The sequence below is a fragment of the Halomonas sp. DP5Y7-2 genome, from assembly GCF_019802025.1.
GTDB classification, from domain to species: domain Bacteria; phylum Pseudomonadota; class Gammaproteobacteria; order Pseudomonadales; family Halomonadaceae; genus Halomonas; species Halomonas litopenaei_A.
The window spans coordinates 322,962-335,410 of sequence record NZ_JAHVHY010000001.1 but is presented as its reverse complement, the minus strand read 5'-3'; the positions used below and the strand labels follow the sequence as shown (position 1 = coordinate 335,410).

Sequence of the window (12,449 nt, the reverse complement as noted above, 5' to 3'; positions counted from 1 at the left end):
GCCAACGCCTGCGGCTAGCCTGTGTCATGTCACTGCGCTAGTCGCTGGAGGCATCTTCCGGTTTGAAAGGGCTACATCATGGACGTTTCTCGTCATTATCTGTCTTCCAATACCCGTCCTTCTGCAGCAACTGCCGAGCTGGTCTTGACCAATGGCCGGTTCTACACGGTGGATGACGCGACGCCCTGGGCTGATGCTGTAGCGATCTCCCAGGGGCGCTTCATCGCCGTCGGCAGTGCCGACCAGGTTGCCGCCCATATCGGTGAACATACTCGTGTGGTGGATCTGGGTGGTCGCTTTGTCATGCCTGGCCTTTACGACATGCACACCCATCCTGACCTGGCGCTGGCACCTGGCTACGCAGGATACCTGGATGTCGGACTCGAGGACCCGACGCCAGAGCAGGTTAGCCAGGCGATCTTGAGTTACGCCGACCAACATCCGGGGGATGGCTGGATCTATGGCGCTTATTTTGTGCGGTATACCTTCAAGCAGGCGGGCATCGTTCCGGATCGAGCCTGGCTCGACAGTATCGTGTCGGATCGCCCGGTGGCCATTCTCGACCGCTCCTGGGGATGTATGTTGGTCAACTCGATGGCGCTGGAACTAGCCGCTATCGATGTCAACACTCCGGACCCTCGCCATGGTTACATCGAACGTGACGGTATCACTGGGGAGCCCACGGGCATCCTGGTCGATGGTGCCTACGCGATGATTCATGCCGCCATGCCGCCCTCTCCGGCGCATGCCCTGCAGCGAGCCTATCGTGAGGGCGTGCAGTTCCAAAGCGGACGTGGGGTGGTCGGCACCAAGTTTGTTCATGTGTGCGAACACCGTCTCGATGCGTTGCGCACCATCGACCAGCAAGGACAGCTGACAGTGAGGGTCGAGGCGGCGATCAGCTGGCAGGATGACATCTTCCCCGTGAAGCGCCGGTGGGAGCTGATAGCAGGGGAGCGGCACTTCTATCGCAGTGCTCGGCTTAATGCCAACGCTGTCAAATTTCACTTTGACGGGACTCATGAGTCGCGGTCGTCGTACTTGTCGACCCCCTGGGCCGAGGGCAGCGCCTGGCGCGGTCACCTCAACCTGACGCCTGAGCATATCAACGACATGGTCGCGGATATGGATCGCAAGGGCATTCGCGTGATTGCGCATTGCACCGGCGATGGCGCTTCTGATCTGTTTCTTGATGCTGTGGCCGAGGCTCGGCGACGCAACGGTGGCAAGGGCATGCGCCATCAGTGTGCCCACAGCACCACCTTGCTGGATGCCAACTTGCAGCGCTTCAGCGAACTGGATGTCATTGCCGAGTTTTCCCCGGTGGGGTGGTTCCCCTCTTCGTTTGCCTATGCTCGTGCTGTGTTTGGCGAGGAGCGCATGCAGCGTGCCTACAACTTCAAGGGCGTGTTGGATGCCGGCGGCGTGGCGGTCATGGGCACCGACTGGCCGGTATCGAGTCTGGACCCCTGGATCGGCTTCGAGGCAATGGTGACCCGAGAGAATCCCTGGGAGGAGACGGACGCCAGCTTCTATGGCGAGCCGATCAGCCTGGAGCAGGCTATTCGCGTAATGACCATCAATGGCGCCTGGGCGATGGGAATCGAGCATCAAGCCGGCTCGATCTCGGTCGGCAAGTCGGCTGACTTGATCGTGCTGGACCGCAACCTCTTCGAGGTTGCCCCACGAGGCAATATTCACGCTACCCAGGTAGACCTCACCATGCTGGAAGGTGAGTTTGTCTGGGACGCACAGGGAGAGTTTTCCGGCACGGTGCGCGAAGCCGTATGGCAGCGCGATATTCCTGAATTTTGAACCGCCCAGTCCGAAGGGATGAGTCCGCATGAAGCATCAGCATTTCCCCCCTGTTCCGGTCACCATCGTGTCGGGCTTTCTGGGCGCCGGCAAGACGACCTTGCTCAACAAGATTCTCAACAGTGACATTGGGTTGAGGATGGCGGTGATGGTCAACGACTTCGGTGCGATCAATATCGACCGTGACTTGATCGTCAGTGAGACGCAGACCATGGTCAGCCTTGCCAATGGCTGTATCTGCTGCACCGTAGAGAGCGACTTGATGGAGCAGGTGTCCCGCTTGCTGGCTCTCAGGGAGCAGCGTCCGGAGTACATCCTTATTGAGGCCAGCGGCGTCTCCAACCCTAGCAAGATAGCCGGGACATTGCGTTATCCACAGTTTCAGGACCAACTGGTGATCGACAGTGTCCTCACGGTAATAGACGCAGAGCAGTTTGATCAGCTCGAGGGCGAGCTGGCGGCCCTGGCGATGGAGCAGCTCGATATTGCCGACATCGTGGTACTCAACAAGTGTGACCTGGCGAGCCCTGCGCAGGTGAGGGCGATGAAGCAGCGCTGGCTATATCCCGGAGTGCGACTGCTGGAAGCGCGCTTTGGTGAAGTGCCGCTGGAGCTGGTGCTGGGCGTTGGGGCCTTCGATCCTGTGCGCCTGGAGTCCTCGCATGAGTGCGGTGCGCACTGCACGCACGCAGATCACGCTCACCAGTTTGAAAGCTGGAGCTGGAGCAGTGATCGGCCGCTGTCATTGGCGGCGCTGCGGAGGGTGCTCGAATCGCTGCCGTCGAGTGTCTATCGCGCCAAGGGTATCTGTTGCCTGGCAGAGCTGCCGGATCGCCGTGCAGTGCTGCATCTGGTGGGCAGTCGCAGTGAGCTTGAGCCCGGTGCTCCCTGGGCGGAAGACCAGCCCATGTCGCGCGTTGTGGTCATCGGTGAGCGCGGACAGCTGAGCCTTCCTCAGCTGGAAGCGGCCTTCGAGGGATGCGTGGCGTAAGCGCCTGTTAGGCCAGCTCGCTGGCTGATAGTTGAAGCGCCTCCCCCGGCAGCAACAGGTCGTCGCCAGGGGAGGCCTCCGGTGGGTCAGCTATCAGACCTTATGCCTTCAGGCTGTCGAGCAACAGCTCGGCGACGCCCTCAGAGGACATCGGGTTCTGGCCGGTGATGATCAACCCGTCCTGAATCGCGAAGGCGGTGAAGTCGGCCTTCTTTTCGTACAGACCACCTTGCTGCTGCAGGCTGTCTTCCACCAGGAACGGCACGATCTCGGTGAGGCCCACGGCGGCTTCTTCGCCATTGGTGAAGCCGGTGACGCGCACGCCATCGACGAAGGGGGTGCCGTCTGACTTCTTCGCCTTCAGCAGCACCGCAGGGGCGTGGCAGACCGCGCTGACGGGCTTGCCAGCGGCGTGGAACTGCTCGATCAGGCGAATGGAGTCTGCATCATTGGTCAGGTCCCACAGCGGGCCATGGCCGCCCGGGTAGAAGATGGCATCGAAATCCTCGACCTTCATCTCGGACAGCACCGCGGTGTTGGCCAGGTCACGCTGGGCTTGCGCGTCCTGGTCGAAACGGCGAGTGGCGTCTGTCTGGAAGTCTTCGCCTTCACTGGCCGGGTCGAGCGGTGGCTGACCACCCTTGGGAGACGCCAGCGTGACCTCGACACCGGCGTCTTTCAGCACGTAGTAGGGGGCGGCCAGCTCTTCGAGCCAGAAGCCTGTCTTCTTGCCAGTGTCTCCAAGGGTATCGTGGGATGTGACAACAACCAGTACCTTGCTCATGGGGCTCTCCTTGATCGTGCGGATGTATCCGCAGGACGTGATGATGGGGTTGACGCCTAGACGTCGTTTAGCGCGTTGGCATCAGGTGCACTTCGCGGATGTTGGCTCGCGGCGCTGCTTGGATGGCGTACAGCACGGCGTCGGCAACATCCTGCGGGTGCAGCTTGTCCGGCTTGGGCTGGTCAAAGAAGGGCGTGTTGACCATGCCTGGGGTAATCGTGGTGCAACGGCCCTGCCACTCGGCCATTTCCAGCGCCAGGTTCTGGCCAAAGCCGTAGGCGAACCACTTGCTTGAGCTGTAGATCGACCCCGCATGGGTGTCACGCCCCGCCACCGAGCTGGTGAGGATGAAATGCCCCTGACGCGCTCTCAGGTGGGGCAGAGTGGTGTGGGCGGTCCACAGCAGTGCGTTGATGTTGATATCGATGACGCGCTTCCACTCTTCCGGGTCTCCCTGCTCCGTACCCGCTTGGCTGATGCCGGTGCCAGCGTTAGCAAAGGCAACGTCCAGGTGGCCGTAGTGGGCCACCGCACGCGCCACGACGTCAGCCATCTGATCGTAGTCGGTGGCATCGGCGGCAATCGCCAGCACCTTGTCGTGACCCAGTTCCTCGGCCAGGGCAGCAAGTCGCTCTTCGCGGCGCGCCGTGACGACCACCTTGTGACCAGCTTCCACCAGCGTGCGCGCCGTGGCCTCGCCAATGCCGCTGGATGCACCGGTAATCAGTACGATCTTTTCGCTGGCAGTGTCTGTCATCTGTCCACCTGTCATGATGGGCTCCTGTGAGTCGAGTGCTGAGTTCACGTGTGGTGTCACGGTAATGTCTGCTCGGCCATCGTCATAATCGATAGTGCGGATAGCTGCTATTATCGAGACAAATAGTTGGTGGCTCGCCGCCACGTCAGACGCTGCTGTGGGTGCCCTGGATGAAACTCAACTACGACCTCAACCTGCTGCGGACCTTCCATGCGTTGTACCTGGAGCAGAACGTCACCCGTGCGGGAGAACGTCTACATCTCAGCCAGCCGTCAGTAAGCGCTGCCTTGGGACGCCTGCGGGAGCTGTTCAATGATCCGCTGTTCATACGTGATCGCCAGCGCATGCGTCCGACAGAGAAGGCGGACCACCTCTTTCCCGTCATCGAGGCAGCGTTGACCGATCTGGATGGCCTGATTACCAGCGAGCGGGACTTTTCTCCCGCCACCGAGCAGCGCCATTTCGAGATCGCGGCCAACGACTATTTCGAGGTGTTGATTCTGCCCGCGCTGGCCGGGGTCCTGCGCGAACAGGCGCCAGGCATCACCTTGCAGGTGCGTCGCCTGTCACAGGACATGAGCGAGGCTGGGGTCATGAGCGGCACGACCGATCTGGCGTTTGGGCGCCAGGTCGATCCTCCCGATAACCTGGTCGTGCGCGAGGTCATCCGCGAAGGGATCGAGTGTCTGGTCGGAAATGGGCACCCGCTGCTGGAGCGGCTGGAAGGAAGTGGGCAGATGGCCAGGGACGATTTCGAGCGCTATGCCCATGTCCTGGTGCAGCCCCATACGCGCTTGAAAAGCGGTATCTTCAAGCAGCTCGAAGGCCAGGGCTTGAGGCGTGAGGTGGCGTTGGCCGTGACCTACTTCATGGCGGTGCCCGCGCTATTGGAGCGGTCTTCGCTGATCGCCAGCCTGCCCACAGGGCTTTGCCAGCATTTCCAGCGACAGTTTGCGGTGACCCCGGTGGCGCCGCCGGTGGCCTTTGACGCCTTTCCCTTCCATCTCAGCTGGCATCGCCGCTATCAAAAGGACCCGGCACACCGCTGGCTGCGCGAACAGATCATCGCGTGCTGTCGCAGGCTGCCTGATCAGGGCGAGCTAACGTAAATGCGTATGCATCAGCCCGGCTTTCCATCCTTCGCGCTAGCGCCTCACGCCAGCTGGCGATACTGGCCCTTGAAGTACAGCAGGGGGCCGCTTGGGGAAGCCTCGCCCTGGTTGAGTCGGAGCGCCTTTACCTCGCCAATCACGATAAGGTGATCCCCGGCGACGTGCTCTGCGTGAATGTCGCAATCGAGCCAGTGCAGGGTATCCGGAATCAACGGGTTGCCTAGCGGTGATGCTTGCCACTCGATACCTTGCCACTTGTCGGCCCCCTGGCGGGAAAACTGATTCGAGATCGGCGCCTGTTCAGCGGACAGCATGTTGACCGCGAAGCGACCGGCCTGGCGGATCTTGGGATAGCTGTACGAGGTCGATTTGACGCTGAAGGAGACCAGCGGCGGATCCATCGAGACACTGTAAAAGGACTGGCAGGTGAAGCCGATCGGCTCACCCTCAGCAAGAGAAGAGATCACGGTGATTCCGGACGCATAGTGCCCAAGGGCCTCGCGGAAGCGGGCCGGCTCGATCACATCCCTCGGCATGTGAACTTGGCCGGTCCTTGCCGTAGCGGGTGAGCCAGAAACAGCGGGTGAGCCAGAAACAGAGGATGAGCCAGAAACAGCGGGTGCAGCGGGGTCTGAAACAACGCCTGAAACAACGTCAGAAGATGGGGCAGGGAACGACATGGTGACTCCGGAAACGTCAGACGGCATGGCCGCCGCGAGGCAATCACGGCGGCCATGGGAAAGAACGGAGGGTGCGCGCCTGGTTTAGCGTGTCAGCTCCTGGCGGACAATCGCTGCCCCCTGACTGAGGGCATCCATCTTGGCCCTGGCGACCTGGCGGGACAGCGGCGCCATGCCGCAGTTGGTGCAGGGATAGAGCTTGTCGGCGTCGACGAACTGAAGTGCCTTGCGCAGGGTGTTGGCCACCTCTTCCGGGGTCTCGATGGTATTGGTCGCAACGTCGATGGCACCGACCATGACCTTCTTGCCACGAATCAGCTCGATCAGCTCCATCGGAACCCGCGAGTTGTGGCATTCCAGAGAGACAATATCGATGTTGGACTGCCTGAGCTTGGGGAAGACCTCTTCGTACTGGCGCCACTCGGAGCCGAGCGTGCTCTTCCAGTCGGTGTTGGCCTTGATGCCGTAGCCGTAGCAGATGTGAACGGCCGTCTCGCACTTCAGGCCCTCGATCGCTCTTTCCAGCGTGGCGATGCCCCAGTCATTCACTTCATCGAAGAAGACATTGAAGGCCGGTTCATCGAACTGAATGATATCGACCCCGGCAGCCTCCAGTTCCTTGGCTTCCTGATTCAGAATCTTGGCAAATTCCCAGGCCAGTTTTTCCCGGCTCTTGTAGTGACCATCGTAGAGGGTGTCGATCATGGTCATGGGGCCGGGCAGTGCCCACTTGATGGGTTGATCTGTCTGGGCCCGCAAGAAGGCGGCATCGTCCACGAAGACGGGCTTCTGGCGGGAGACGTCTCCGACGACAGAGGGCACGCTGGCGTCGTAGCGATCGCGGATGCGCACGGTCTCGCGCTTTTCGAAGTCGACGCCATTGAGGTGTTCAATGAAGGTCGTGACGAAATGCTGGCGAGACTGTTCACCATCGCTGACGATATCGATGCCGGCATGGCGCTGTTCGTGCAGGGCCAGGCGCAGCGCGTCCTGCTTGCCTTCCACCAGCTCGGCTTCCTGAAGTTTCCAGGGGGACCACAGCACTTCAGGTTGTGCGAGCCAGGAGGGTTTTGGAAGGCTGCCGGCCGTCGATGTCGGGAGCAGTGTTGTCATGATGGATAGCCTTGTCAGAAGTGAATCAGTGAGCGTAATTGGCGGACCATTGTTCAAGAATCGCGCGGTAGGGTTTGATGAAGCACTCTTCAACAAACTTCCCTTGCTCGGTCGCGAGCTGGCTGCGTTCTTCTCTGTCGTAGACGATCTGCGTCAATGAATAGTCCTGCTGCTGCAGGCTCGGCTGGTAGGACTTCCCAGCAGCTGAGTTGGCGTTGTAGATCTCCGGACGATAGATCTTCTGGAACGTATCCATGGTGCTGATCGTGCTGATGAGCTCCAGGTTGGTGTAGTCGCCCAGCAGGTCGCCCATGAAGTAGAACGCCAACGGTGCGACGCTGCCCGGGGGCATGAAGTAGCGAACCTTCATGCCCATCTTGTTGAAGTACGCATCCGTCAGCGAATGCTCCTCCTGCAGATACTCGACACCCAGCACGGGATGATGATTTTCCGTGCGGTGATAGGTCTTGGTGCTCGACACGCTGATGCAGATGACGGGGGGCTTGTTGAAATGCTCCCTGTAGGTGTCCGAGTTCACGAAGGCCTTGAACAGGTTGCCGTGCAAGACACCGAAGTCATCGGGAACGCTGAAGGTGTCCTGCCCCTTGTTGTGTTCCTTCAGCACCAGGCTGAAGTCGTAGTCCCGGACATAGGACGAGAAGTTGTTGCCCGCGATCCCTTCGATGCGCTCGTTGGTGTGTGTATCGATGATGCGGGTCTTGAGGATTTCAATCAGCGGCAGGGCACCGTCACGGGTGGACGTATCCACGGCCATTTCTACCGAAATGATCTCCAGTTCCAGCCTGTAACGGTCACCCTTGGGGTTGTCCCAGTCAGCCAAGGCATTAAAGCGGTTGTCGATCATGCGCAGGGTGTTGCGCAGGTTGTCCTCGCGCTTTTCCCCTCTGGCCAGGTTGGCAAAGTTGGTGGTGATACGAGTGCTGTCCGACGGCTGATAGTGTTCGTCGAAACGAAGGCTCTTAACGGTGAATGCAAAGTCGTTGTTCATCGTGGGTGCCATCCTGGTTCCTGAGAGGTGAATCCAAGGCGTCTGGAGATCCAGTCGTCCTTCGACGGTGCCTTTCGGGTCAAACGGTTGATCTCGTCAAGGTGTGCTAGCTCACCGGTAGCTTGCGCGCTGGTCGTGACGAGCTGGTCGTGACGAAATAGTGATGACGATTATCAAGACACTTCTAAGATGAGGCAAACTGAAGTTTCTCATTGTTAACTTCAAATTTATTCATGCAGGGAGGAGGGCGATACCGCAGCGTGCAGGAACGTCTTTGAGTTCGATAAAACCGAATGGTCTATCGGATTTATGTCGCTTTTTTTCGATATTATTGTTGGTTTAATCTTTCTTCAACGCGACAGAGACGCTGATCGCGACACCCACTACACGGTCATGAAGAGAGACACACCATGAAACTCAAGCCCGCACTGTTCACTCTGCTTTTCGCCACTGCCCCTGTCACAGCAGCTCTCACTGCTCCTGCAATCGCTCAGGCAGGTCAGGCTTCTGCCCTCACCGCGAGATTGCATGAGCCACTTTCCATTCAGGCGCAGTCGCTCTCCGTTCAGGCGCAGCCGCTTGTCGGTACTGCGGTCGAGGCGAATGCCACGAAGGTCAGCATGGAAGGTAGCACTGCCATGGCGCAGGCCCGAGCCAACCTGCAGGCACGCCACCTGCGCCACACCTCGGCGACTGGGGACAGCAATGGGCTGCAGCTAAGCCTTAACGCGACCAAGTAACCCGGAAAGGCGTCGGCCTGGAGGCTTGCGCAAGATCGACCGAGTGCTTCCCTCGGTCGTGACAATACGAACACCGTCAGTGCCAAATCCATCCGCTGACTCACCGAGAGTGGAATCGCCGGGATCGCGTTCGACTCTCTATGGCAACCGCCCGGACCCCCGTGCTGTGGCAACCGCACGAACACTCTTGGAGATATCATGAACACATCAGTCGTTAGCCGCGTCATCAGCAGTTCAGACAGCCTGGCCCCCCTGGCCCTGCGTGTGCCCGCCGGCATCATTTTCATGGCACATGGTGCCCAGAAGCTCTTCGGTTGGTTTGGCGGCTATGGTCTGGAAGGCACAGGACAGTGGATGGCCTCCATCGGACTTGAGCCGGGGTACTTGATGGCGCTGGCGGCTGGCAGCGCAGAGTTCTTTGGCGGTCTGGCGCTGTTGATAGGGTTGCTGGTGCGCCCGGCAGCGGTGGTGCTCGCGTTCACCATGCTGATGGCGATCTTCAGCGTCCACGCTGCAAACGGACTGTTCATGAGCAATAACGGCTATGAATTCGCGCTGTCGTTGTTGGCGATTGCTGTCTCTCTTGCGATCAGCGGCGGTGGACGAGCCTCACTGGATGCGGTCATGGCTCGTAAGGTGTCCTGATTGCCGTTGTGCGACTTTTCCACGCCCCATACTCGACCTATCCACGACTTGATCATGACCTTGATGCGTCGCCATGCGTGATCCTTTTGCGGCGGCTGCGCTTCACCAGGTGCTGCCTGTAGGAGGCAATATGAGACTTCGACATGCCCATGAACGCGGACGTGCCAATCACGGCTGGTTACGCTCTCACCATACTTTTTCGTTTGCCAGCTACGTGGATCCACGACACATGGGGTTCAGATCGCTGCGAGTCATCAACGAAGATCGTGTGACCGGTGGTGCAGGGTTCGGCACCCATCCCCACCAGGACATGGAAATTATTTCATACGTGCTGTCGGGGACGATGGCGCATCAGGACAGCATGGATAATGGCTCTACCATGCGGCCTGGAGACGTGCAGCGGATGTCGGCAGGCACGGGAGTGTTGCATAGCGAATTCAACGCTTCACCCAGTGAAGAGCTGCACTTCCTGCAGATCTGGATAGAACCTCGAGAGCGAGGCATCGCTCCCAGCTATGAGCAGCGCTCGTTTCCGCCGGAGGACAGGCAGGGCCGCTGGCGCCTGGTGGTCTCACCGCAGGGTCTGGACGATTCCGTCAGCGTGAATCAGGACGTCAACTTGTATGCGGGGCTGTTCGATGCGGGCGAAAGCGCCGAGACGCCGGCAACACGCCACGCATGGCTGCATGTGGCCAAGGGCGAGGTTGCGGTCAACGGGCAGCTTATGTCCGCAGGCGATGCGGCGGCGTTTGAACCGGGAGAAGAGGTCAGGGTCGTCGGTATCGCGGCGGCTGAGGTGCTGCTGTTTGACCTTGCCTGACCTGGTCTTGGACGGCCACCACCCTGCATGCCGTCGCTAGAGACCCAGGCCGACGCCGTCGCTCGCGACGTCAGCCTGGGTCGCGCCAACATCACCGTGCGGCTCAAGACCGCTTCAGACAAGCTGCGAGGAATGGTGGCCCGTGATCTTCCATTCTCCTGCGATTTCTTCAAAGGTGAACAGGAAGCGCGCGGGAATGGTGGCCATATCACCCTTTATGAGATAGCTGAAGACGTAGTGGCCACCGATGACGACGGTGCCCAACTTGCGACTGACACGGCGAGAGAATTCGCCGAGCTCGCAGCTAAGGTCTTCGTTGGCGAGAAAGGCATCGAAGTAGGCCTGCCTGGCAAGTCGGTCTTCTCTCACGTCGTTGGCGACAGTCGGCACAAGAATGGCGTCTTCGGCGTAAAGCGCCAGCAGGGTCTCCTTCTCTCCACGACTGACGGCAATCGCCCATCGCTCCAGCGTTCGGGTGGCCGCGTCAAGGCAGAACTGCGCATCCCGTTCAGTCAATGGCGGGGAGGTCGGGTGGGGCATGGTGAATGGCTCTCCATAACAGTGTGGGAATGAACAGACGCCGCCGACAGGGCGGGTGTCGGCGACGTCAGGGCAGGGGAGTGGCCCGTTTGACGCTCACTCCTCGAGCCCTAGCCCTAGCCCTTGGTGCAGTCGGTCATGCCGTCTGCCAGTCGCTGCAGCAGCTGTGAATAGAGACCGGGTCCCAGGTCCAGGTCGACACCGAGGGGGTCCATCACGATGGAGGTGTTGACCTCTGTTCCCTCGAACACGCTGTCAATCAGGGCAGGGTTGAACTGGGGTTCGCGGAAGACGCATTGGATGTTGTCGTCGCTGACACGGGTCTGGATCTCGCGAATTCGCGCCGGGCTCGGGTCTGATGCATCGCCAAGGGAGATGGCCCCGGAGGCAGGGACAGCGAAGCGGTTCTCGAAGTATTGGTAGGCGTCGTGGAACACGATGAAGCGAACCCCACGTGCGTCATCCAGTTGGTTATCCAGCCGCTGAATCAGCTCGTCCAGGTCAGCCTGGCCGTTCGCTGCGTTCTGGCGATACGTAGCGGCGTGCTCTGGGTCCAGTTCTGCCAGGGTGGTCGCAATCGTATCGAGCCATGCCTTGGCATTGACAGGATCAAGCCAGCCATGGGGGTCCATGCCGTCGTGTGCATGACCATGTTCGTGATCATGAGCGGTATGCTGGTCGTGATCGTGGTCGGCATGGTCGTGATCGTGGTCGGCATGGTCGTGATCGTGGTCGGCATGGTCGTGATCGTGGTCGGCATGGTCGTGATCGTGGTCGGCATGGTCGTGATCGTGGTCGGCATGGTCGTGATCGTGGTCGGCATGGTCGTGATCGTGGTCGGCATGGTCGTGATCGTGGTCGGCATGGTCGTGATCGTGGTCGGCATGGTCATGATCGCCATGTTCGTCGTGCTCGCCATGGTCATGATCGCCATGTTCGTGACCATCATGATCGTGATCTTCGTGATCTTCGTGATCTTCGTGATCGCCATGATCATGGGCTTCAAAGGTAGCGCCTTGGCGATATGCCAGTGTCACCGTGCCGGGAGCTTCCATCAGCTCCACTTCGCGAGCGCCATCCGCCAGGGAAGTCCTGGCTCGCTCAAGCCACGGCGTCAGGCTGTCACTGACCCAGAACACGGCGTCGGCGCTGGCCAGTGCCTGCGCTTCGGAAGGGCGCATGGAATAGCCGTGGGGCGACGCACCGGGCTGGATGACCAGCTCTGGCGATCCCAACTCTCCCATGACCTGGGCCACCAGCGCATGCACCGGTGGGATATCCACCGCCACGTTGGGCACGTCAGCGACGGCAATGGCCGGTGTCAGCAGCCATGGCAAGCAGAGCGGACGCAGTAGCGGTTTTTTCATCGTGTTCTCCCGGAAGGTATCGACGTGGACAGCTGACGTGGTGACGCCACGCTTGTGGAATAAAACGTTATATTAT

The 12,449-nt window shown here is 60.0% G+C and carries 12 protein-coding genes; 5 read left to right on the top strand and 7 right to left on the bottom strand.

The features are described 5' to 3' along the window. Positions 1-78 precede the first annotated feature (78 nt). Complete coding sequence (locus KUW18_RS01410) at positions 79-1,815, top strand: amidohydrolase (protein WP_222560629.1); 1,737 nt, start codon at positions 79-81, stop codon at positions 1,813-1,815. Positions 1,816-1,843: 28 nt separating this feature from the next. After that, on the top strand, positions 1,844-2,806 hold the full coding sequence (locus tag KUW18_RS01405; RefSeq protein WP_222161825.1) for a CobW family GTP-binding protein: 963 nt from the start codon (positions 1,844-1,846) through the stop codon (positions 2,804-2,806). 100 nt (positions 2,807-2,906) lie between these two features. Here KUW18_RS01405 and KUW18_RS01400 read toward each other — a convergent pair whose 3' ends face one another. Continuing rightward, positions 2,907-3,590 carry a type 1 glutamine amidotransferase domain-containing protein gene (locus tag KUW18_RS01400; protein WP_206943069.1) on the bottom strand — a complete coding sequence of 228 codons (684 nt, stop codon included), beginning with the start codon at positions 3,588-3,590 and terminating at the stop codon, positions 2,907-2,909. A gap of 67 nt (positions 3,591-3,657) precedes the next feature. After that, positions 3,658-4,362 carry an SDR family oxidoreductase gene (locus KUW18_RS01395; RefSeq protein WP_224908177.1) on the bottom strand — a complete coding sequence of 235 codons (705 nt, stop codon included), beginning with the start codon at positions 4,360-4,362 and terminating at the stop codon, positions 3,658-3,660. 155 nt (positions 4,363-4,517) lie between these two features. On the opposite strand from KUW18_RS01395, the gene KUW18_RS01390 reads away from it, so the two are divergent. Continuing rightward, positions 4,518-5,456 (top strand): LysR substrate-binding domain-containing protein, encoded by a 939-nt coding sequence (locus KUW18_RS01390; protein ID WP_222560628.1) that lies wholly within the window; start codon positions 4,518-4,520, stop codon positions 5,454-5,456. Between the two features lie 44 nt (positions 5,457-5,500). Here the strand turns inward: KUW18_RS01390 and KUW18_RS01385 are convergent, their stop codons facing one another. From KUW18_RS01385 to KUW18_RS01375, 3 genes are all read right to left on the bottom strand, one after another. After that, positions 5,501-5,995, bottom strand: a complete 495-nt coding sequence (locus KUW18_RS01385; protein WP_222560627.1) for a flavin reductase family protein — start codon at positions 5,993-5,995, stop codon at positions 5,501-5,503. Between the two features lie 228 nt (positions 5,996-6,223). After that, positions 6,224-7,252, bottom strand: coding sequence for a methionine synthase (locus KUW18_RS01380; protein ID WP_222560626.1), 1,029 nt, complete (start codon positions 7,250-7,252; stop codon positions 6,224-6,226). 25 nt (positions 7,253-7,277) lie between these two features. Continuing rightward, the gene (locus KUW18_RS01375) at positions 7,278-8,261 is read right to left on the bottom strand and encodes a DUF1852 domain-containing protein (RefSeq protein ID WP_222560757.1); all 984 of its coding nucleotides are present in this window, start codon (positions 8,259-8,261) and stop codon (positions 7,278-7,280) included. Between the two features lie 938 nt (positions 8,262-9,199). Here KUW18_RS01375 and KUW18_RS01370 point away from each other — a divergent pair. Together KUW18_RS01370 and KUW18_RS01365 are read left to right on the top strand one after the other, a co-directional pair. Beyond that, on the top strand, positions 9,200-9,646 hold the full coding sequence (locus KUW18_RS01370) for a DoxX family protein (RefSeq protein ID WP_222161831.1): 447 nt from the start codon (positions 9,200-9,202) through the stop codon (positions 9,644-9,646). A 130-nt stretch (positions 9,647-9,776) separates the two neighbouring features. Continuing rightward, entirely contained in the window at positions 9,777-10,466 is a 690-nt protein-coding gene (locus KUW18_RS01365; RefSeq protein WP_222237287.1) for a pirin family protein, read from the top strand. A gap of 114 nt (positions 10,467-10,580) precedes the next feature. On the opposite strand, the gene KUW18_RS01360 is transcribed toward KUW18_RS01365, so the two are convergent. Continuing rightward, positions 10,581-11,006 (bottom strand): nuclear transport factor 2 family protein, encoded by a 426-nt coding sequence (locus KUW18_RS01360; protein ID WP_206943059.1) that lies wholly within the window; start codon positions 11,004-11,006, stop codon positions 10,581-10,583. Positions 11,007-11,122: 116 nt separating this feature from the next. Further along, positions 11,123-12,373, bottom strand: a complete 1,251-nt coding sequence (locus KUW18_RS01355; protein ID WP_222560625.1) for a zinc ABC transporter substrate-binding protein — start codon at positions 12,371-12,373, stop codon at positions 11,123-11,125. Positions 12,374-12,449 lie beyond the last annotated feature (76 nt).

Excerpts from the sequence above, each read along its gene's own strand:
- KUW18_RS01410 (WP_222560629.1), top strand. The coding sequence starts at position 79 with ATGGACGTTTCTCGTCATTATCTGTCTTCCAATACCCGTCCTTCTGCA.
- KUW18_RS01405 (WP_222161825.1), top strand. The coding sequence starts at position 1,844 with ATGAAGCATCAGCATTTCCCCCCTGTTCCGGTCACCATCGTGTCGGGC.
- KUW18_RS01400 (WP_206943069.1), bottom strand. The coding sequence starts at position 3,590 with ATGAGCAAGGTACTGGTTGTTGTCACATCCCACGATACCCTTGGAGAC.
- KUW18_RS01395 (WP_224908177.1), bottom strand. The coding sequence starts at position 4,362 with ATGACAGGTGGACAGATGACAGACACTGCCAGCGAAAAGATCGTACTG.
- KUW18_RS01390 (WP_222560628.1), top strand. The coding sequence starts at position 4,518 with ATGAAACTCAACTACGACCTCAACCTGCTGCGGACCTTCCATGCGTTG.
- KUW18_RS01385 (WP_222560627.1), bottom strand. The coding sequence starts at position 5,995 with ATGCCGAGGGATGTGATCGAGCCGGCCCGCTTCCGCGAGGCCCTTGGG.
- KUW18_RS01380 (WP_222560626.1), bottom strand. The coding sequence starts at position 7,252 with ATGACAACACTGCTCCCGACATCGACGGCCGGCAGCCTTCCAAAACCC.
- KUW18_RS01375 (WP_222560757.1), bottom strand. The coding sequence starts at position 8,261 with ATGAACAACGACTTTGCATTCACCGTTAAGAGCCTTCGTTTCGACGAA.
- KUW18_RS01370 (WP_222161831.1), top strand. The coding sequence starts at position 9,200 with ATGAACACATCAGTCGTTAGCCGCGTCATCAGCAGTTCAGACAGCCTG.
- KUW18_RS01365 (WP_222237287.1), top strand. The coding sequence starts at position 9,777 with ATGAGACTTCGACATGCCCATGAACGCGGACGTGCCAATCACGGCTGG.
- KUW18_RS01360 (WP_206943059.1), bottom strand. The coding sequence starts at position 11,006 with ATGCCCCACCCGACCTCCCCGCCATTGACTGAACGGGATGCGCAGTTC.
- KUW18_RS01355 (WP_222560625.1), bottom strand. The coding sequence starts at position 12,373 with ATGAAAAAACCGCTACTGCGTCCGCTCTGCTTGCCATGGCTGCTGACA.